An 18,952-nucleotide genomic window follows, 5' to 3' on the forward strand; every position below is an offset into this window, starting at 1 on the left:
CCTGCTGCGTTAACAGAATAGCCGTCGTCACGACGGCTTTTTTGTCGGTGCTCAAGTGGGATTATCGACCTTGCGCGGCCGCCCACCCTTGCGCCCATTGGCGCGGGCAGCTTGAGCCTTGGCGAGACTGCTTTGCCGGCCATTGCGGCTGGCGATCACCGAGGCCGCCATATCCATCAGCGGTTTACTGGCTTGAATCATCCCGGCGATGGACAGGTGCAAGTCCTTGCCTTCATGACACAGTGCGGTACCGGCAAAACCTACTTGCAACGCCTGTAAGTCCGACTCAGCGAAATCATTAAACTCCGGGTAATGGTCCAGCGGCAGCACGACGGCACTGCCATCCTCGAAACCAATCGCCAGATGCCGCCCTTCGACGCTGACCCGCGTGGCATTCACGCCACTGCGATTCGCCCGACCCCGCTCAATGGCTTCATCCAGCACTGCCGCGGTCAACGGACGATCCACTGGATACTTTGCCTGTATCGTTTTCATAAGATTATCTCCACGCCTTGCGGTGCGCCTTCCAGATCCATCAAGGTTGAATTGCTCGATATCTCATACCGAGCCGAGGCAATCCGGTAGATCGGCCGATTGACCAGATTGAGCAGCACCACCTCATTGATTTTCCCATCCCACAATTGATTGCCCAGACAGGTCGTTTGCAGCTTGGACCACCAGATCCGCCGTGCGCGGCGCAAGTGGACGGACTGCCTGAGGGTTTGGCGCAGCCCTTCCAGAACCGCCAGGGGTGGTCGGCGCGACAGCGGGACGACATCCCAAAGGTCGACAGCGTTGTGCCAAAAGCTGAAAACGAACCGTGCACCCCGTGCGCCCGCATCGACATGCACATGCGGCGGGCAATGCTCGTCACGCAACAGGATCACCAGAGACAGTCCCTTGTAGCTGCATATTTTCATGCTAACCCATCCGTTAGGTTTTTTTACTCGGTTCCGACGACCGGCACCTCGGCGCCAGCCGGCAATGCCTGAATCAGGCTAGTCCCGGCCTGCCAACGGCAACATGCAATCTTCGGAAAAATCGGTAAGCAGTTCTTTCCCAGCGCACCGCCGTCCGATCATCGAACACTCTTTGCAGCCCTGATATGCAACTCGGTTGGCCGCCCATTGTAAAAAGTAACTATTCGGTACATTTTGTTTTCACAGGTTGCTTCTTACTCAACCTGCACCAAAAACAACAATGGAGAATGCCTCGATGGCTCCGATCATCCTGGTGCTGAACGGCCCCAACCTGAACCTGTTGGGCACCCGCGAGCCCGCCACTTATGGCCATGAAACCCTGGCTGACATCTCGGCACTCTGCGGCCAGGCTGGCGAGGAATTAGGACTGAAGGTCGAGTTTCGTCAGACCAACCATGAAGGCGAGTTGCTCGACTGGATTCATGGTGCACGTGGCCGCTGCTCAGGGATCGTCATCAACCCTGCCGCCTGGACCCACACCTCGGTGGCGATCCGCGATGCGTTGGTCGCCAGCGAATTGCCAGTGATTGAAGTTCATTTGTCCAATGTCCATGCCCGCGAACCCTTCCGCCATCACTCTTTCGTCTCAGCGATCGCCAGCGCCGTGCTCTGCGGCTTTGGCAGCCATGGTTATCGCCTGGCGCTCGCACACTTCAGTCAGCGCTTGCAGGGATGAACGACATGTCGCAGACCACAACAGTTCTCGCCGGCCTGATTGGAGCCGGCATCCAGGCCTCGCGCACCCCTGCGCTGCATGAGCATGAAGGGGACGCCCAAGGCATGCGCTATCTCTACCGATTGATCGACCTCGATCAGTTGCAGCTCGACAGTACCGCCCTCGGCGATTTGCTGACGGCGGCCGAGCGCATGAACTTCACCGGACTCAACATCACCTTTCCGTGCAAGCAAGCCATCTTGCCGCTGCTTGATGAACTCTCAGCTGAAGCGCAAGGTATCGGCGCGGTCAATACAGTCGTGCTCAAGGACGGCAAGCGGATCGGCCACAACACCGACTGCCTGGGTTTTGCCGAGGGCTTTCGCCGAGGTTTGAACGGCGTCGCACGCGAACGTGTGGTGCAGATGGGCGCCGGTGGCGCGGGAGCGGCGGTGGCCCACGCACTCCTGGGTGAGGGCGTACAAACGCTGATTATTTTTGATGTGGACAGCAGCCGTGCTCAGAGCCTGGCGGATAACCTCAACCAGCATTTTGGCAGCGGCCGGGCCTGCGCGGGCCATGATCTTCCCGGCGCCCTGGCACTGGCCGACGGACTGGTCAACACCACACCAATGGGCATGGCCAAGCTGCCGGGCACGCCGGTGCCCGCCGAGCTGCTGCGAAGCCAATTATGGGTGGCCGAGATTGTTTACTTTCCGCTGGAAACCGAACTGTTGCGTGTCGCCCGAAGCCTGGGATGTCGCACTCTGGATGGCAGCAGCATGGCGGTGTTCCAGGCCGTCAAAGCCTTCGAATTATTCAGCGGTGTGGCACCGGACGCCCAACGCATGCTTGAACATTTTCACGGCATAAGAAATTGAAATCCCACGCGGGGCGCTCGCCGCCCCGCCTCTGTTCAAGCCTGCAGGTAACGCAGTACCGATTCGCAGATCATCTCGCGATGCCGTCGCTTGATCGCCTCGTTGGGCAGATCGATCTGGAAAATCTCGCCAATGGTGTGACGGTTCGACACCCGATAAAAGCAGAACGAACTGATCAGCAAATGCACATCCAGCGCGATCAGCCCCTGCCGGAAAACACCTTCCTCGGCCCCCCGGCTCAGGATCACCCCGAGTGAATCGAGGATAGTGTTGTTCATCGCCTTGATCGGCTGGGACTGCTTGACGAACTCGGCGTTATGGATGTTTTCGATGCTGACGATCCGCACAAAATCCACATTGCGGTCGTGATGGTCGAAGGTGAACTCGACGAGACGCCGGATCGCCTCCTGCGGCGCCAACTCGGCAAGGTGCAAGCGACTTTCGGTGCTGCGAATATCACCGTAGAGCTTCTCCAGTACCTCGACGTACAGTTGCTCCTTACTGCCGAAGTAGTAATAGATCATACGTTTGGAGGTATGGATTCGCTCAGCAATGGCATCCACCCGCGCACCGGACAAACCCTGTTGAACAAACTCGACGATGGCTTCCTGAAGGATGTTCTCGCGGGTTTTCTCCGGGTTGTTCTTGCGACTCTTGCGCGGCTCGAGCGCGGAGGCGCCGGGCGCTAGGGTGAGGTCTGTGGTCATTCTGATTCCGGGCTCATGGCCATCACTGAACAGCTGGCAATTATGAGCCCGCGAGGGGCAACGAAGGAAGTATCAGCCACCGCTTCGCCCCCCTGAGCTTACCAATTTCCTACAACTTGGCCTGACGCACCCCACCGCTGCGCGACTTGGCCATTGCTGCCAGGCGCACCGCAACGTTCGCGGCACCATAACCGGCATAGCCATTCTTGCGCTGGATGATTTCGAAGAAAAAACGTCCTTCAAACGGCTCGGTATACACGTGGAACAGCTCCCCGCCCTGGGCATCGCGGTCATACAGCACGTTGAAATAGGCCAGTTCGCTGAGGAATTCATCGTCGAAATCAAAGCGCGCGGCGAGATCGTCGTAATAGTTGAGCGGAATATCCAGCAGTGGCACCCCGGCCTCCTTGGCGCGGCTGACCTCGGCAAAAATGTCATCGCAATCGAAGGCGATGTGGTGCACACCGGAGCCACGATAGCTCGACAAGGCATGGGAGATGGCAGTGTTGCGGTTCTCGGAAATGTTCAGCGGCAAGCGAATAGAGCTGCAGCGACTGCGCAGCGCACGGCTCTTCACCAGGCCATAAGGATCGGGGAGGACCACCTCATCATCGGCCTCGAAATCCAGCAGGCTTTTGTAGAACAACACCCAGCTGTCGAGGCTGTCGGCCGGCAGTGCCATGGCCATGTGATCGATACGCTTGAGCCCCCCACCCGCATGGGATACGGGCGGCAGCACGAAGTCGGTACCGTAGACGTCGGCGCGTTCATCCACCAGGTAGATCAGGCTGCCATCCGGAGCCCGCACGGCAGCCAACTCCAGTTCATTCGGGCCGACCAGGCCTCGATAGGGTTGTCCCTTGTAAGCCACCGCACGCGCCAGGGCGCTGACGCTGTCCTTGACCCTGACGGCCGTCGCGCACAACGACGGGCCGTGGGCCTCGAAGAAGTTGTGGGCGAAGGAATAGGGCTCGGAATTGAGGATCAGATTGATATCGCCCTGGCGTAGCAAACTGACGTTCTTCGAGCGATGCTGCCCGGCCTTGACGAACCCCAGGCGCTCCAGCCAAAGCGCGAGCTTCGCGCCCAGACTTTCATCGACGGCAAACTCCAGAAACTCGATGCCGTCGTAGGCACTGACAGCCGGCGTATCGAACAGAATTTCGGGTTGCGGTGCCGGGATGGCTTGCTGCGCCAGACGCTCGCGAGTTTTTTCCTCGAGGTACAACAGCGAACGCAGGCCATCGGCGGCATTGGCCCTGGGCGGCGCCGCACGAAAGCCATCATTGAAAATTTCCAGCGACAGCGGTCCGCTGTAGCCACTCTGGATAATCGGTGCAAGAAATCCCGGCAAATCGAATTCGCCTTGGCCGGGGAAGCAGCGGAAATGCCGGCTCCATTCCAGCACGTCCATGGCCAGGATCGGTGCGTCGGCCATCTGTACGAAGAAAATTTTGTCGCCCGGGATATCGGCAATCGCTCGCGGATCGCCCTTGAGCGACAGCGTATGGAAACTGTCGAGTAACACCCCCAGTGCAGGATGGTCGGCCTGGCGCACGATGTCCCACACCTGTTGGTAAGTATTCACGTGACGCCCCCACGCCAGCGCCTCGTAACCTATGCGCAGCCCCCTCGCGCCGGCGCGCTCGGCAAGCAGGCGCAGGTCATCGACGAGAATCTGCTGCTCGCCGGTGCTGTCGGCCGAAGCGTTGCTGCACACCAACACCAGGTCGGTGCCCAGCTCCTGCATCAGGTCGAACTTGCGTTCCGCGCGCTCCAGATTGCGTGGCAGACGCTCGCGGCGGCAGCCTTCAAAATCACGAAACGGCTGGAACAGGGTGATGGCGATGCCCAAGTCAGCGCACAGCTGCCTGATTTCCCGTGGGCTGCCATCGTAGTACAGCAAGTCATTCTCAAAGATTTCCACCCCGTCGAAACCAGCGGCAGCGATGGCTTCGAGCTTCTCCGGCAGGGTACCGCTCAAGGAAACGGTGGCAATGGAACGCTGCATGTCTGAACTCCCGGCGCTAGGCGGTTGTTATTGGAGGGATCGCGGGCTGGCGCGTTGGCATGGCGTAAATTATTGGCCCGGCGCATCATTACAGCAATTCAAAGTGTACCAACCAGTTAGTTTACTGTGCGATTATCGAACAAAATGGCCGTTAGCGAATTGACGATTTTTTGCTCACTGCGCACCATCGACAGCACATTGAGGCCGCGCCTTAACCATCGACCTCAATGACCAAAGACCCAGAACACACCATAAAAATGTCAAAAATCGGGTACACGCTCATGCTTTCATTCAACGCCTTACCCCGCACCGCCGCCCATCCGTATCAGCGCCCGGACACACCTGGCCGACTCGGCTTCATCGCCTGAATCCGGCCCACCACACCGGCGAATACTCTCGACCGATCCCTCTGGCAGCGTACCAACCTGCGCCTGCAGAAGATCGATCACGCGCCCTTGAAGCCCCGACAAGCCTGGCTTGTCAGTCATTGAACGGATGGCACACATGATTCCTTCACAAAGTTCGCGCATGGCTCCCAGCCTGAACGCCACACACGCCGGCATCGGCGACAAGATCCGCGGTGCCATGGCCGTGGGCAAAACCCGCTGGGGCATGCTCGCCCTGGTGTTTTTCGCCACCACCCTGAACTACATCGACCGTGCCGCACTGGGCGTCATGCAGCCAATCCTGGCCAAGGAGATGAGCTGGACGGCGATGGACTACGCCAACATCAACTTCTGGTTCCAGGTCGGCTATGCGATCGGCTTTGTCCTGCAGGGTCGGTTGATCGACCGGGTGGGCGTCAAACGCGTGTTCTTCTGCGCCGTGCTGCTCTGGAGCCTGGCCACAGGCGCCCATGGCCTGGCCACCTCGGCGGTGGGCTTCATGGTCTGCCGTTTCATTCTCGGCCTGACCGAAGCCGCCAACTACCCGGCCTGCGTGAAAACTACGCGGTTGTGGTTCCCTGCCGGCGAACGGGCCGTGGCCACCGGCATTTTCAACGCTGGGACCAACGTCGGTGCGATGTTCACCCCGATGCTCCTGCCGTTGATCCTGCATGTCTGGGGCTGGCAGGCGGCGTTCCTGTGCATGTCGGCGCTGGGCGGGATCTGGCTGCTGTTCTGGGGCCTGAAGTACTTCAACCCGGAAGACCATCCGCGTGTCAAACAAACGGAACTGGACTACATCCAGGATCAGGTCGAACCCGAACAAACCCGAGTCCCCTTCTCGCGCATCCTGCGCATGCGCGGTACCTGGGCCTTCGCCCTCGCCTACTCGATGACTGCTCCCGTGTTCTGGTTCTACCTGTACTGGCTGCCGCCATTCCTCAACCAGCAATACAACCTGGGCATCAACGTGACCCAGATGGGTATTCCGCTAATCATCATTTACCTGACCGCCGATTTCGGCAGCGTCGGCGGGGGCATCCTCTCGTCCTTCCTGATTGGCCGCGGCATCAACCCGATCAAGGCGCGCCTGATGTCGATGCTGCTGTTTGCCTGCTGCATCATCGGCGTGATCATTGCCGCCGGCTCAAGCAACCTCTGGGTAGCGGTATTCGCCATCTCCCTGGCCATTGGTGCACACCAGGCCTGGACTGCGAATATCTGGAGCCTGGTGATGGATTACACCCCCAAGCACATGATGAGCACGGTGTTCGGCTTCGGCGGCATGTGCGCAGCCATCGGCGGGATGTTCATGACCCAACTGGTCGGACACATCCTCACCGTCACCAACAATAATTACACCGTGCTGTTCACCATGATTCCGGCAATGTATTTCATCGCCCTGACCTGGATGTACTTCATGGCACCGCGCAAGATCCCTGACCTGCAAGACTGATCCGCCCTTCGCGCAGGCCTGTCCGGGCCTGCGCAACACGCTTGCTCATCGCCGGCGCTGCTGCCAGGCCGCTGCCAGACCGCTGAGACAGATGATCACGATGCCCACGATCGTCATCAGGCTCGGCGTATGGGCAAACAGCAACCAGCCCAAGAGTCCGGCAAATACAATCTGACAGTAGCCAAATGGTGCCAGCAATGCCGGTGCCGCGTGGCGAAAGGCCTGGGTCAGAAACAGGTGCGCAGTCATCCCGCAGGTCCCCAGCGCCAACATCATCAGCCCGTGGCCGAAGCTCGGCACTTGCCAGAACATCGGCACCAACGCACTCATGACCAGGGTATTGCACAGACCGGCGAAGAAGTTGCTGGTGGTTGGGCTGTCGATTTCGGCGAGCTTGCGCGTCAGCAGTTGATAAAAGCAAAAGCACAGCGCCGAGCAGAATGGCAACAGCACTGCCGGGGTGAACAGTTCACCGCCGGGATGAACAATGATCAGCACCCCGACAAAACCGCAGATCACTGCCAGCCACTGCCCTCGTGTGACGTGCTCGCCGAGCAGCGGCACCGAAAGCGCGGTGACCAGCACCGGAGCGAGGAAGTTAACCGCCGTCGCTTCCGCCAAGGGGATGTACAGCAAACCGGTGGTGAACAACAAACTGGTCCCCAGCAGACACAACGCCCGCAGTAACTGCAGCAATGGCCGGCGAGTACGCAGAACCCGCAATCCCGACTGCGGCAGAAATATCCCCGCCATCAACAGGGTGTGCACCAGATAGCGCGCCCACACCACCATGATCACCGGGTAAAACCCCGACAAGTACTTGGACAGGGCATCGTGGGTGGAAAACAAAAGGGTCGCGCCAATAACCAGCACAATGCCTTTGAAGGGTTGGTTGATACCGGACAGTGGCGTACTCACCCTGCACTCCTTTTGTAGGACTTTGATCGCGATCGAACAATCTAGAACTGAATTCCATTTTTTAACACAAGTGCATTGTAAAAACGTTCGATCAACGTACGAATCTTTCGTGCAAGTCTTCCACCCTCTTGATGGCCAGTGCACTAATGGCTGAACAACTCAGAGGCTTGAGTGGCAGCCGACAGCTCCTGAGTGAACTGCAGCAAAAGGCCAGCCAACTCATGCAAACGCTGCTCGGGCAACCGAGCGCTAGGGCCGGCAACGCTTAGCACCCCTACCACACGCCCATCCAGCGGGTGGCGCACCACTGCGGCGATCGCCGAGGTTCCCAGCGCCGAACTTTCCTGGACCCAGGCATAACCGTTCTCCCGGGTTAGCCTCAGGCGTTCGAGCAGTTCGATGTTGGAGCGTGGTGCATTCGGTCCCACCTCCGGTGGCTCGTCATTGACCTGACGCTCTACCAGGGCCAGGGCCTCGGCATCAGTCATGCTGGCCAGCCAGGCATGCCCGGAAGCGGTGTAGAACAACGGCGCCTCGCGTCCCATGTCCGGGTCGTAACGCAAGCCCGAGCGCGCGCCCTGAGACTTGGCAATCCAGGTCTGACGTTGCCCTTCGATCACACCCAGGCGCACCAGTTCACCGGTTTCCTGCGCCAGACGGTCGAGTACCGGCTGGACAATGTCCGCCCCGCTGCCGGAGAGGTAACGAAAGCCCATGGCGACCAGTTTGGTCGACAGGTGATAACGCAGGTTATCCGGGTTTTGCCGCACATAACCCAGCCGGATGAGCTCGGCGAGCAGTCGATGGGTAGCACTTTTGGGAATCTGCAGTTGCTCGGCCAACACCTGCATCGGCACACCTCGCGGATCGCGGGTGAGGCTTTCCAGCACGCTGAAGACACGTTCGATTTGACTGCCGGCCATGGTGAGCTTCCAAAAAAGGGATGATCGATTCTAAAAGACAAAGCCATCAATGCAAAATCTGGAACCGAATGAATCCCCCAGACTTGCGAAATCATGTGCGTTTACACATCTGATCTCTCCACGAATCGCCATAACTGTTATCCACGTAGCAGGCAATGAAGCCGCTCACACTGCAAGGAAGGTCAACATGCTATGGAAAAAAGCGCGTCCCAGTGACAACGTCAAGGACAGCCGAAAAGCCCCAGGCAATGGATTCAGCTCCACTCAGAAACTCAGCCTGTTGCTGAGTGCCGCTGCCGTTTCCGGCATCATCGCGCTGGAGAGTCTGATGCCTGTCGAAGAAAAAACCGACACCGACATAACCGCTCGGGAGGCCCCGGATCAGTTCAGGGAAGACCCGCAGGTGGCGTTTGTCCGCGCAGTCCTTGGAGACACTGAAGACACCTGGAGTCAGATGTTCGAAATGCTCGAGCAACCCTACCCGCAGCCCACCCTGACGTTGTTCGACAACGGCATCACGTCGGCGTGCGGCTATGCAACCGCAGCCATTGGCCCGTTCTACTGCCCACAAAGCCAATCGATTTACCTGGACCTGGATTTTTTCCGCAAGATGGCTGATCGCGTGGACGACTTCGGTGAGTTTGCCCAAGCCTATGTCATTGCTCATGAAATCGGGCATCACGTACAAACCCGACTGGGTCTGTCTCGACTTTTCGATGAGGCGCAAAGTGCAAACCGGCGTACCGCCGGGGCTGACGGCCTGGAAGTTCGCGCAGAACTGCAGGCCGACTGCCTGGCCGGCGTCTGGGCTCACCACGCACAACAACGCCTGGATTGGCTGGAGCCGGGCGACATACAGGCCGCGCTCAACGCTGCCGCAGCGTTCGGCGACGACTACCGTCGCGGGAACCAATCCTCCAGGGTAATGCCTGAATCCTTCACACACGGCACATCCGAGCAACGTGTGCGCTGGTTCAAACATGGCTTCGAGCACGCTCGCATCGAGCAATGCGACACCTTCTCGGCGGATCCCCTGTAGTCCGGCAGCCTTGGCTACCGGATGCCATACTCCCTATCGTTCGACAAAGTCGGACGATAGGGAGGGCGACCATCCCACAGACCAACAACGCTTTCCACCACGCGCAATTAGAGGATTCCCACATGTTATGGAAAAAAGGTCGCCGCAGTGACAACGTGGTGGATGCCCGTGGCGAGGGTGGAGGCGGTGGCGGAATGCGCTTCGGCGGCGGCAAGGGATTGAGCCTGACGGCCATCGTGCTGATTGTCGGGATCGGTTGGATCACCGGCCAGGACCCGATGCAGATACTTGGCCAACTGGCTGGCCAGATGGAGCAGCCTTCAGCTCCCGCCACCACTCAGGCGCGCAAGGCACCGCCGGCCAATGATGAGCAGGCGGAGTTCGTCGCGCGGGTCCTTGGGGACACTGAAGACACCTGGGGGCAGATCTTCCAGCAGGCCGGCCGCCAGTATGCAGCGCCCAAGCTGATGCTGTTCAGTGGCCGGGTCAACTCAGCGTGCGGTGGGGCCACGGCGGCCACCGGTCCGTTCTACTGCCCGGCCGATCAGCGGGTTTATCTGGACATGAGCTTCTTCCAGGAAATGTCCCAGCGTTTCGGCGCCGCCGGTGATTTCGCCCAGGCCTATGTCATCGCCCATGAAGTCGGTCATCACGTGCAAACCTTGCTCGGCGTTTCTGCGAAAATCCAGGCGGCTCGCCAGCAAGGCCAGCGCATGGAAGGCGACGGCGGTCTGCTGGTGCGCCAAGAGCTGCAGGCTGATTGCCTGGCAGGTGTGTGGGCCAACAACGCACAAAAGCGTTTGAATTGGCTGGAGCCGGGTGATATTGAAGAAGCCTTGAACGCTGCCAATGCCATCGGCGATGACCGTTTGCAGCAACAGGGCCAGGGTCGTGTAGTACCGGACTCTTTCACTCATGGTACCTCGGCACAGCGCGTACGCTGGTTCAAGACCGGCTTTGCCCAGGGTCAAATCAGTCAATGCGACACCTTTGCCTCGAAGAGTCTCTAAATGGACATACGCTGGCTCGCGGTCTGTACTCTGTTAATCAGCGGCTCTGCGGTGCACGCCGCCGAACAGGGAGTCAAAGACATCAGCCCCGGTCGCCTGGATCTGGGTGTCGGCGAATTGGCCGTCGGCGTCAGCCAGAATTCACCGCAAATCCAGCGGGTGTTGATCATCCTCCACGGACGCCTGCGCAACGCCGAGACCTACCGGCAGAGCGCCGAAAAGGCGGCTCGCGAAGCAGGACAAAGCGCCACAACCCTGGTGATCGCACCGCAGTTTCTCAATGAAGCCGACATTGCCCGCCACGATCTGCCGGACAAGGTGCTGCGCTGGCGCGGCAACGAATGGATGGCCGGTGACTTGTCTACCGGTCCCGAAGCCTTGAGTTCCTATGCAGTGCTCGATCGATTGCTGACCCGTTTGAGCAACCGCCTGGAATACCCGACGCTCAAGGAAGTCGTCATTGCCGGGCACTCGGGTGGCGCTCAAGTCGTGCAGCGCTTTGCCATGATGGGCGAAGACCAGCCGGCCTTGCGCCAGGCCGGGGTCAAGGTCCGTTATGTGATCGCCAACCCATCGTCCTACGCCTACTTCGACAAGCAGCGAGCGGTCGCGGTTGATCCGGCGAAATGTCCGACCTTCAATGACTGGAAATATGGCCTGAACCACCTCCCGAGCTACGCCAAGGGCCAGACAGCGAAGACCCTCGAGCAACGCTACATCGAACGCGACATTACCTATCTGCTGGGGGAACTGGACACCAATGCTGCCCAACCCGCCCTCGACAAGACCTGTGCAGCCCTCGCCCAGGGGCCTTCACGCCAGGAGCGCGGGCTCAACTACTTCAAGTACCTGACGCAGCGCCACCCGCACGACTTGAATCAGCATCTGGTAGAGGTTCCTGGCGTAGGCCATAACGGCGACAAGATGTTTACCTCACCCGAGGGCCTGGACGCGCTGTTTCGCTGGTAAACCGCTGCGGGTTCACCCCAACAACATCTGGCGCAGCGCCAGGCAATCAGCCGCATGCCAGTCCGCCAGCTCGGGCCATGGGTTATCCGGCAGGTTCACCAGCACCGTGTGAGTGCCCGCCGCCCGACCACAATCCAGATCGAAGCGATAGTCACCGACCATGACCATCTCTGCTGGCGCAACCTGCCAAGCCTCAGCCAGTTTCAGCAAGCCGCCGGGATGGGGCTTGGGGGGGGCATCGTCGCGCCCGAGCACGTCCTCGATTGCGAAACAGTCCGCCAGGCCAATGGCCTGAAGCGTCACATGCGCCAGCTCGCGGGCATTGCGGGTGAGAATCCCCAGGCGATAACCGCACCCTGCAAGCTCACGCACCAATTCCACCGCGCCGGGGGCAGGTTTGGAACCCAGTGCCAGGTCGCGTTCATGCTCCAGCAGCCAAGCGTGTTTGGCGGCCGCCTCCTCGGCGGGCAAGGCCGCGAGGTGGGTCAGGATGTCGTGCTCCGGGGGGATCGCCAGGGCCTGGCGGATCGCCGCAAAGTCATGCACGGCGACAGTCAGGGTTCCGTCCATGTCGAATACCCAATGACGAACCTGCGACAGACTCATGCCCAATCCTTGCGGTGGCGGATCAAGCCTTCCTGAGTGACCGAGGCCACCAGTTTGCCGGCGCGGTTGTACACGCTACCACGGGAGAACCCTCGCGAATTACCGGCCCATGGACTGTCCATGGCGTAGAGCAGCCAGTCATCGGCACGCAGATCGGCGTGGAACCACAGGGCGTGATCGAGGCTGGCGACCTGCATATCTTTCTGCCAGACCGATTTGCCGTGGGGCAACATCGAAGTGGTCAGCAAGCCGAAATCCGAGGCATAGGCCAGCAGGTATTTGTGCAAGGCCGGGATGTCTGCCAACGCACCGTCGGCGCGAAACCAGACGTACTTGATCGGATCCCCGGGTTGCGGATTGTAGGGATCCTTCTCGGTGACCGGGCGCACTTCGATCGGCTTCGGGCACAGCAACTTCTCGCGCATGTGCTCCGGGATCAGATGCGCCAACTGCTGGGTGATTTCCAGTTCGGTTGGCAGGTTCTCCGGACCGACCACAACCGGCATCTCGGTCTGGTGGAAGAAGCCTTCTTCGTCGTACTGGAACGAGGCGCTGCAGGTGAAGATCGGGTTGCCCTTCTGGATCGCGGTCACCCGGCGCGTGCTGAAGCTGCCGCCATCGCGTACCCGGTCAACCTGATAGACCACCGGCAAACCGGCGTCTCCCGGACGCAGGAAATAACCATGCATCGAATGCACATGCCGCGCCTCTTCAACGGTCTGACTGGCTGCAGACAGCGACTGGCCCAGCACCTGGCCGCCGAACAGCTGGCGAAACCCGAGGTCCTGACTGCGACCACGGAACAGGTTTTCTTCGATGGGTTCCAGGGTCAGCAAGTCGACCAGATCATCCAGCACATGACTCATTCAGACTCTCCTACAGAGCAATGCCGCGCAGTCCTGGCTGCTGCGGTCGATTCGGATGTTGGCCGGAGCCAACCAATACACGCATTGTAAACATCCGAGCTGGCTTAGCCATGCATGGTTTTCAACCATTGCTCGCGGGAAATGCGGTAAAGCAGGTGACGGCTCAGCGGATGATCGGGCGCCACCTTGGGATGATCGAAATCTCCCGCCGGATCGTGCTTCATGCCAATCGCCTGCATGACTTTCTCCGAAGGCAGGTTATCCACCGCTGTAAACGCCACCACCTGATCCAGAGACAAGCGATCAAAACCGCAACGCAGAGCGGTCCACGCCGCTTCACTGGCGTACCCGAGCCCCCAGTGTTCACGCGCCAGGCGCCAGCCGATTTCAATAGCAGGAGTGAACGTCGCCTCGAACCCGACTGCCCCCAAACCGGTAAAACCGATGAACGCGCCGCTGTCCTTGCGTTCCAGCGCCCACGCGCCGAAACCATGCTCGGCGAAATGTCCACGGATTCGCCCGATCAATTCGGCACTTTCCAGGCGACTCAAGGGCGCCGGAAAGTAGCGCATGACCTGCGGGTCAGCGCACATCGCGGCAAATGCCGGTAAATCCTCATCACGCCACTGCCGCAGTAGCAAGCGTGCACTTTCCAGTTGCAGTATTGGCTCCATTGCTCCACTCCGTTGCGCTGCCACCCAGTCTATATCGCTGGTAGGATCCTTCACTCATTCACCCCACGTTATCCACATGCCCCTGCCCCTGATCTACCACGAAGACTACAGCCCCGAGTTTCCCTCGGAGCATCGCTTCCCCATGGACAAATTCCGCCTGCTGCGCGATCACCTGGTGGACAGTGGCCTGACTCGGGACCAGGATCTGCTGCGCCCGCAGATCTGCCCGCCGGACGTTCTCGCCCTGGCCCACGATCGCGACTATATCGACCGCTATATGCAGGGCGAGTTGTCCCGTGAAGACCAGCGGCGCCTCGGTCTGCCCTGGAGCGAAGCCCTGGCGCGGCGCACAGTGCGTGCCGTCGGTGGTTCGCTACTCGCAGCCGAGCAGGCGCTGCAACATGGCCTGGCCTGCCACCTGGCGGGCGGCACCCACCACGCCCACTACGATCATCCGGCCGGCTTTTGCATCTTCAACGACCTGGCGGTGATCAGCCATTACCTGCTGGAAAGTGGCCGTGTCGGACGCGTGCTGATCTTCGACTGCGATGTGCATCAAGGCGATGGTACGGCCCGGATACTGGAACATACCCCGGACGCAGTGACGGTTTCCCTGCACTGCGAAAAGAATTTTCCCGCACGCAAGGCCAAGAGTGACTGGGACATCCCTTTGCCCATGGGCATGGGTGATGACGATTACCTGAAGGTGGTCGATGACGCGCTCAACTACCTGCTGCCGCTGTACCAACCTGACCTGGTGCTGTACGACGCAGGCGTCGATGTGCACAAGGATGACGCCCTGGGTTATCTGAAGCTGACAGACGCCGGTGTCGCTGCGCGTGACGAAAGCGTGATGCGCCATTGCCTCGGACGGGACATTCCGGTGGTCGGGGTAATTGGCGGCGGCTACAGCAAGGACCGTCAGGCCCTGGCGCGGCGCCACGGCATTCTGCATCACAGCGCGCAACGGGTCTGGCAGTCATCAGGCTGTCACTGAACCCTGGATGTTTTACCCACAATGGCTGTGGAGCGGCCTGTGGATAACCTGAGCGAAAGGACCTGCAGACCACAGGACACCTGGCCTACGGAGCACTGATTGTTTTTTGACCAGCTAAAATCTGCTGCGAGGCCCGGCCGCCTCTGCGAGCCGGGTCACGTACTGTTAGAATGCGCCGCTCATTCCACCGAACCGCAGCGCTCGCCATGACTCAGTCCACCGCCCCCTTCCCTCGCCACGTTGCCATTATCGGCGGCGGCCCTGCCGGCCTGATGGCCGCCGAGGTATTGAGCCAGAGTGGAGTCCAGGTTGATCTGTATGACGGCATGCCATCCGTGGGGCGCAAATTCCTGTTGGCCGGCGTTGGCGGCATGAACATCACCCACTCCGAGGCCTACCCGGCTTTTCTTTCGCGCTACGCCGAGCGGGCGCCGTACATGGCACCGCTGCTGCGCGAATTCGGCGCGCAAGCACTGTGCGAATGGATTCACGACTTGGGAATCGAAACCTTTGTCGGCAGTTCCGGACGAGTGTTTCCCACCGACATGAAAGCCGCCCCCCTGTTGCGTGCCTGGCTCAAGCGCTTGCGTGACAGCGGTGTAGTTATCCACACCCGCCACCGCTGGCTGGGCTGGAATGCCGATGGCAGCGTGCGCATCGCCAGCCCCGACGGTGAGAAAGCAGTGAAACCCGACGCCTTGCTGCTGGCCTTGGGCGGCGGCAGTTGGTCACGTCTGGGCTCGGACGGCGCCTGGACGTTGCCTCTGGAACAAAAAGGTATCGACCTGAGCCCCTTGGCACCGAGCAATTGCGGGTTTGACGTCGCCACCTGGAGCGAGCTGATGGTCAGCAAATTCGCCGGAGCGCCGCTGAAAAATATCGCCATCGGTTTGAATGACGACCTGCCACGCCTCGGCGAGTGCGTGATCACCGCGACCGGTATTGAAGGCAGCCTGATCTACGCGTTATCGGCCAGCATTCGCGACGCCATTCAACTGAACGGCTCGGCAACGGTACACATCGATCTGCTGCCCGGCCGCCCTGTGGATAAAATCCAGGCGGCGCTGAACAAGCCCCGCGGCTCACGCTCCATGGCCAAGCACCTGCAGAGCCAGTTGGGCCTGGACGGTGTCAAGGCTGCCTTGCTGCGCGAACTCACCGGCGCGGACACGTTCGCTGATCCGCTTGCCCTGGCCCAGGCCATCAAGGCCCTGCCACTGACACTGGTCAAGACCCGTCCACTGGACGAAGCCATCAGCAGCGCCGGCGGCGTGAAGTTCGAAGCGATGAACCAGAACCTGATGCTCAACGCCCTTCCAGGCGTGTTTTGCGCAGGTGAAATGCTCGACTGGGAGGCGCCGACGGGCGGCTACCTGCTGACTGCCTGCTTTGCCAGCGGACGAGCAGCAGGACTGGGAGTAAAGGACTGGCTCAGCGGTAAGTGATGAGCTGCAAGCTACAAGACTGAAGCGGTGCATACCGCTTGTGTCTTGCAGCTTGAAGCTGCCCACGTCCTACTTCTTCTTACGCGGCCCGGTATTGAACACCGGCACTTTGCGCACCGGTTTCACCGGCACATCGGCCACAGTCTCGCCACTGTCGACCCACTTGCCGAGGTTGCGTTTACCGCCGCCGGAAGCCTTGGGCTTCTTCGGTTTTTTCGGCTTCTTGATCACCTGACCACTGGCGTCGGTGTCCGGCACACGATGATCGGGCTCGAAGTCCTGCTCCTGATGCCGGGTCAGGGGCTGACGGGTCAGCATCTCAATGGCCGACAGCAGATTCACCTCATCGGCACACACCAGCGAAATCGCCTCGCCGGTAGCGCCGGCACGCCCGGTGCGGCCGATACGGTGGATGTAGTCCTCGGCCACGATCGGCAGGTCGAAGTTGACCACCAGCGGCAAGTCTTCGATATCCAGACCTCGCGCCGCAACGTCAGTGGCCACCAGAATCTGGATGTCACTGGCCTTGAAGCGGTCCAGCGCCCGCTGGCGAGTGGCCTGCGGTTTATCGCCGTGAATACCGTCGGCATTCACGCCAAGACCTTGCAACTTATCCACCAGCGCATCGACGCCGTTACGGGTCTTGGCGAACACCAGCACCTGTTTCCACTTGCCTTTGCGCATCAGGTGCACGAACAGTTCCGGCTTGCGCTTTTTGTCGACCGTGTACACCCATTGCTTGACGGTGTTGGCCGCCACATTACGCGGGCTGACCTCAATGCTCAGAGGGTCATTGAGCATCTGCCCGGCCAGCAGGCGGATCTGCTCGGAAAATGTCGCGGAGAACAACAGCGTCTGGCGCTTTTTCGGCAACGCCTTATAAATGTTCGCCAGCTCTTCGGAAAAGCCCAGGTCGAGCATGCGATCCGCTTCGTCCAGCACCAGGGTCTGCAGCTGGTTGAATTTCAGCGCGTTCTGGCGGAACAGGTCCAGCAGGCGACCCGGTGTCGCCACCAGCAAATCGACACCTTTGCGCAGTTTCATCATCTGCGGGTTGATGCTGACGCCGCCGTAGACCGCGTAAGTGCTCAGCGGCAGGTGCTCGGCGTACTGACGCACGCTTTCATGCACCTGCTCGGCCAGCTCGCGGGTCGGTACAAGGATCAGTGCCCGCACCGAGTTGCTGCTGACTTTCGGCCCTTCCATGGCCAGCAATTGCAGGAGCGGCACGGCAAAACCGGCGGTCTTGCCGGTACCGGTCTGGGCCGCAGCCATCAGGTCGCGACCGGCCAGTACGGCGGGAATGGCTTGCGCCTGCACCGGAGTCGGGGTCTGGTAACCGAGCGTCTCGAGGGCGCGCAGCAAGGGTTCGATCAGGCCAAGAGTGGCGAAAGTCATTGGGGTACCGTAGGAGAATGTCAGCGCATCTGTGCAATGCGCGGCAGTTTACCTTAAATCACTGCGGTTTCTGCTTACGCCACTGCGGCAAGCCGATCAACACCACGGCACCGATGATGACCGTCATCGCCAGCGCCTCTTCGAGGCCAATGGTTTCGCCGGCAAAGACAATCCCCAGCAGCACTGCCACCGCCGGGTTCACGTAGGCATAGCTGGTGGCAGCGGCAGGCCGCACATGCTTGAGCAGGTACATATAGGCGTTGAACGCGACGATGGAGCCGAATACCACCAGGTACATCAGCGCGATCCAGCCTTCAATGGGTGGCAGGGCTTGCAGGTGCTCACCGGACAACACACTGCCAATCATCAGCACCACGCCACCTATCAGCATCTCGGCCGCACTGGCCATCGCCCCTTGCGGCAGTGGCAGGTGCCTGCTCAACACGGAGCCGAATGCCCAGGCCGCAGCGGCGAAGATCAACAGGGCAGCCCCCAGCGGGCTGGATTGCAGGTTGGAGCCGAGGTTGAGCATGGCGATGCCGATCAGCCCCATGATAATGCCCGCCCATTCCAGGCGAGTGTTACGGGTGCCCCAGAAATAGCCGAACAACAGGGTGAACAGCGGCACGGTCGCGACCGCCAGCGCAGCCACACCGGAAGCCACACCGGCGTGCTCGGCCACGGTCACCGCGCCGTTGCCACAACTGAGCAGCAACACGCCGATGATCGCCGCCGCCTTCCACTGCTGCCAAGTCGGAGCCGGCACCCCGCGCCAGCGCAGAAATCCGTACAACAGCGCCCCGGCGAGGATAAAGCGCACCCCACCGAGCATCAGTGGCGGCCAGGATTCCACGCCGATGCGAATCACCAGGTAGGTCGACCCCCAGATCACGTACAGCGCAAAAAAGGCACCAATCAATGGTAACGGGAAACGGCGAAGACCAGGCATGGGAGGCTCTAAGGCAGGACAAGTGGAGCGTTATTCTAGAAACCCGACAGACGGAACATAAGTTACAAAACCTGTTTATGAG

At 60.2% G+C, this 18,952-nt stretch carries 19 protein-coding genes; 8 read left to right on the forward strand and 11 right to left on the reverse strand.

The genetic code is table 11. The features are described from left to right. Positions 1-51: 51 nt before the first annotated feature. Both KW062_RS25520 and KW062_RS25525 read right to left on the reverse strand, forming a co-directional pair. Positions 52-495: a DUF2442 domain-containing protein gene (locus KW062_RS25520; protein WP_027617814.1), complete on the reverse strand. Its 444-nt coding sequence runs from the start codon at positions 493-495 to the stop codon at positions 52-54. Beyond that, the gene (locus KW062_RS25525; RefSeq protein WP_105754452.1) at positions 492-920 is read right to left on the reverse strand and encodes a DUF4160 domain-containing protein; all 429 of its coding nucleotides are present in this window, start codon (positions 918-920) and stop codon (positions 492-494) included. The genes KW062_RS25520 and KW062_RS25525 overlap by 4 nt, the downstream gene beginning before the upstream one ends. A gap of 295 nt (positions 921-1,215) precedes the next feature. On the opposite strand from KW062_RS25525, the gene aroQ reads away from it, so the two are divergent. Both aroQ and KW062_RS25535 read left to right on the forward strand, forming a co-directional pair. Further along, positions 1,216-1,656, forward strand: coding sequence for a type II 3-dehydroquinate dehydratase (gene aroQ, locus KW062_RS25530; RefSeq protein ID WP_027617812.1), 441 nt, complete (start codon positions 1,216-1,218; stop codon positions 1,654-1,656). Between the two features lie 5 nt (positions 1,657-1,661). Next, positions 1,662-2,516, forward strand: coding sequence for a shikimate dehydrogenase (locus KW062_RS25535; RefSeq protein ID WP_027617811.1), 855 nt, complete (start codon positions 1,662-1,664; stop codon positions 2,514-2,516). 35 nt (positions 2,517-2,551) lie between these two features. Here the strand turns inward: KW062_RS25535 and KW062_RS25540 are convergent, their stop codons facing one another. Together KW062_RS25540 and quiC are read right to left on the reverse strand one after the other, a co-directional pair. Further along, on the reverse strand, positions 2,552-3,229 hold the full coding sequence (locus KW062_RS25540; RefSeq protein WP_027617810.1) for a TetR/AcrR family transcriptional regulator: 678 nt from the start codon (positions 3,227-3,229) through the stop codon (positions 2,552-2,554). Between the two features lie 103 nt (positions 3,230-3,332). Then, positions 3,333-5,234 (reverse strand): 3-dehydroshikimate dehydratase QuiC, encoded by a 1,902-nt coding sequence (gene quiC, locus KW062_RS25545; RefSeq protein WP_105754451.1) that lies wholly within the window; start codon positions 5,232-5,234, stop codon positions 3,333-3,335. 504 nt (positions 5,235-5,738) lie between these two features. Here quiC and KW062_RS25550 point away from each other — a divergent pair. Beyond that, positions 5,739-7,076 carry an MFS transporter gene (locus KW062_RS25550; RefSeq protein WP_027617808.1) on the forward strand — a complete coding sequence of 446 codons (1,338 nt, stop codon included), beginning with the start codon at positions 5,739-5,741 and terminating at the stop codon, positions 7,074-7,076. A 45-nt stretch (positions 7,077-7,121) separates the two neighbouring features. Here the strand turns inward: KW062_RS25550 and KW062_RS25555 are convergent, their stop codons facing one another. Both KW062_RS25555 and KW062_RS25560 read right to left on the reverse strand, forming a co-directional pair. Then, positions 7,122-7,994 (reverse strand): DMT family transporter, encoded by an 873-nt coding sequence (locus KW062_RS25555; protein ID WP_033866067.1) that lies wholly within the window; start codon positions 7,992-7,994, stop codon positions 7,122-7,124. 143 nt (positions 7,995-8,137) lie between these two features. Next, positions 8,138-8,917 (reverse strand): IclR family transcriptional regulator, encoded by a 780-nt coding sequence (locus tag KW062_RS25560; RefSeq protein WP_027617806.1) that lies wholly within the window; start codon positions 8,915-8,917, stop codon positions 8,138-8,140. Positions 8,918-9,104: 187 nt separating this feature from the next. Between KW062_RS25560 and ypfJ (KW062_RS25565) the strand changes: the two genes are divergently transcribed. The 3 genes from ypfJ (KW062_RS25565) to KW062_RS25575 all read left to right on the forward strand — a co-directional run bounded on the left by ypfJ (KW062_RS25565) (position 9,105) and on the right by KW062_RS25575 (position 11,935). Next, on the forward strand, positions 9,105-9,956 hold the full coding sequence (ypfJ, locus tag KW062_RS25565) for a KPN_02809 family neutral zinc metallopeptidase (RefSeq protein ID WP_027617805.1): 852 nt from the start codon (positions 9,105-9,107) through the stop codon (positions 9,954-9,956). 122 nt (positions 9,957-10,078) lie between these two features. Continuing rightward, positions 10,079-10,966: a KPN_02809 family neutral zinc metallopeptidase gene (gene ypfJ / locus KW062_RS25570; RefSeq protein ID WP_105754449.1), complete on the forward strand. Its 888-nt coding sequence runs from the start codon at positions 10,079-10,081 to the stop codon at positions 10,964-10,966. Beyond that, the gene (locus KW062_RS25575) at positions 10,967-11,935 is read left to right on the forward strand and encodes a hypothetical protein (RefSeq protein WP_105754448.1); all 969 of its coding nucleotides are present in this window, start codon (positions 10,967-10,969) and stop codon (positions 11,933-11,935) included. 12 nt (positions 11,936-11,947) lie between these two features. On the opposite strand, the gene KW062_RS25580 is transcribed toward KW062_RS25575, so the two are convergent. From KW062_RS25580 to KW062_RS25590, 3 genes are all read right to left on the reverse strand, one after another. After that, positions 11,948-12,541 (reverse strand): HAD family hydrolase, encoded by a 594-nt coding sequence (locus tag KW062_RS25580; protein WP_027617802.1) that lies wholly within the window; start codon positions 12,539-12,541, stop codon positions 11,948-11,950. Further along, on the reverse strand, positions 12,538-13,407 hold the full coding sequence (gene tesB, locus KW062_RS25585) for an acyl-CoA thioesterase II (RefSeq protein ID WP_027617801.1): 870 nt from the start codon (positions 13,405-13,407) through the stop codon (positions 12,538-12,540). The genes KW062_RS25580 and tesB overlap by 4 nt, the downstream gene beginning before the upstream one ends. A 104-nt stretch (positions 13,408-13,511) precedes the next feature. Beyond that, entirely contained in the window at positions 13,512-14,081 is a 570-nt protein-coding gene (locus tag KW062_RS25590) for a GNAT family N-acetyltransferase (RefSeq protein WP_027617800.1), read from the reverse strand. Positions 14,082-14,157: 76 nt separating this feature from the next. Here KW062_RS25590 and KW062_RS25595 point away from each other — a divergent pair, with 76 nt between their 5' ends. Further along, entirely contained in the window at positions 14,158-15,078 is a 921-nt protein-coding gene (locus tag KW062_RS25595) for a histone deacetylase family protein (protein ID WP_105754447.1), read from the forward strand. A 206-nt stretch (positions 15,079-15,284) separates the two neighbouring features. Further along, entirely contained in the window at positions 15,285-16,523 is a 1,239-nt protein-coding gene (locus KW062_RS25600) for a TIGR03862 family flavoprotein (protein WP_105754446.1), read from the forward strand. A gap of 69 nt (positions 16,524-16,592) precedes the next feature. On the opposite strand, the gene KW062_RS25605 is transcribed toward KW062_RS25600, so the two are convergent. Next, the gene (locus tag KW062_RS25605; RefSeq protein WP_027617797.1) at positions 16,593-17,921 is read right to left on the reverse strand and encodes a DEAD/DEAH box helicase; all 1,329 of its coding nucleotides are present in this window, start codon (positions 17,919-17,921) and stop codon (positions 16,593-16,595) included. A 58-nt stretch (positions 17,922-17,979) separates the two neighbouring features. Further along, positions 17,980-18,870 (reverse strand): drug/metabolite exporter YedA, encoded by an 891-nt coding sequence (gene yedA, locus KW062_RS25610; RefSeq protein ID WP_027617796.1) that lies wholly within the window; start codon positions 18,868-18,870, stop codon positions 17,980-17,982. Positions 18,871-18,952 lie beyond the last annotated feature (82 nt).

This window comes from Pseudomonas fluorescens, assembly GCF_019212185.1.
In the GTDB taxonomy this organism is placed as follows: domain Bacteria; phylum Pseudomonadota; class Gammaproteobacteria; order Pseudomonadales; family Pseudomonadaceae; genus Aquipseudomonas.

What these genes read in the sequence shown, in the direction of transcription:
- yedA (WP_027617796.1), bottom strand. Translation starts at nt 18,870, where the DNA reads ATGCCTGGTCTTCGCCGTTTCCCGTTACCATTGATTGGTGCCTTTTTT.
- KW062_RS25525 (WP_105754452.1), bottom strand. Translation starts at nt 920, where the DNA reads ATGAAAATATGCAGCTACAAGGGACTGTCTCTGGTGATCCTGTTGCGT.
- KW062_RS25535 (WP_027617811.1), top strand. Translation starts at nt 1,662, where the DNA reads ATGTCGCAGACCACAACAGTTCTCGCCGGCCTGATTGGAGCCGGCATC.
- aroQ (WP_027617812.1), top strand. Translation starts at nt 1,216, where the DNA reads ATGGCTCCGATCATCCTGGTGCTGAACGGCCCCAACCTGAACCTGTTG.
- KW062_RS25575 (WP_105754448.1), top strand. Translation starts at nt 10,967, where the DNA reads ATGGACATACGCTGGCTCGCGGTCTGTACTCTGTTAATCAGCGGCTCT.
- KW062_RS25595 (WP_105754447.1), top strand. Translation starts at nt 14,158, where the DNA reads ATGCCCCTGCCCCTGATCTACCACGAAGACTACAGCCCCGAGTTTCCC.
- KW062_RS25590 (WP_027617800.1), bottom strand. Translation starts at nt 14,081, where the DNA reads ATGGAGCCAATACTGCAACTGGAAAGTGCACGCTTGCTACTGCGGCAG.
- KW062_RS25600 (WP_105754446.1), top strand. Translation starts at nt 15,285, where the DNA reads ATGACTCAGTCCACCGCCCCCTTCCCTCGCCACGTTGCCATTATCGGC.
- KW062_RS25550 (WP_027617808.1), top strand. Translation starts at nt 5,739, where the DNA reads ATGATTCCTTCACAAAGTTCGCGCATGGCTCCCAGCCTGAACGCCACA.
- ypfJ (WP_027617805.1), top strand. Translation starts at nt 9,105, where the DNA reads ATGCTATGGAAAAAAGCGCGTCCCAGTGACAACGTCAAGGACAGCCGA.
- ypfJ (WP_105754449.1), top strand. Translation starts at nt 10,079, where the DNA reads ATGTTATGGAAAAAAGGTCGCCGCAGTGACAACGTGGTGGATGCCCGT.
- KW062_RS25520 (WP_027617814.1), bottom strand. Translation starts at nt 495, where the DNA reads ATGAAAACGATACAGGCAAAGTATCCAGTGGATCGTCCGTTGACCGCG.
- KW062_RS25560 (WP_027617806.1), bottom strand. Translation starts at nt 8,917, where the DNA reads ATGGCCGGCAGTCAAATCGAACGTGTCTTCAGCGTGCTGGAAAGCCTC.
- KW062_RS25605 (WP_027617797.1), bottom strand. Translation starts at nt 17,921, where the DNA reads ATGACTTTCGCCACTCTTGGCCTGATCGAACCCTTGCTGCGCGCCCTC.
- tesB (WP_027617801.1), bottom strand. Translation starts at nt 13,407, where the DNA reads ATGAGTCATGTGCTGGATGATCTGGTCGACTTGCTGACCCTGGAACCC.
- quiC (WP_105754451.1), bottom strand. Translation starts at nt 5,234, where the DNA reads ATGCAGCGTTCCATTGCCACCGTTTCCTTGAGCGGTACCCTGCCGGAG.
- KW062_RS25580 (WP_027617802.1), bottom strand. Translation starts at nt 12,541, where the DNA reads ATGAGTCTGTCGCAGGTTCGTCATTGGGTATTCGACATGGACGGAACC.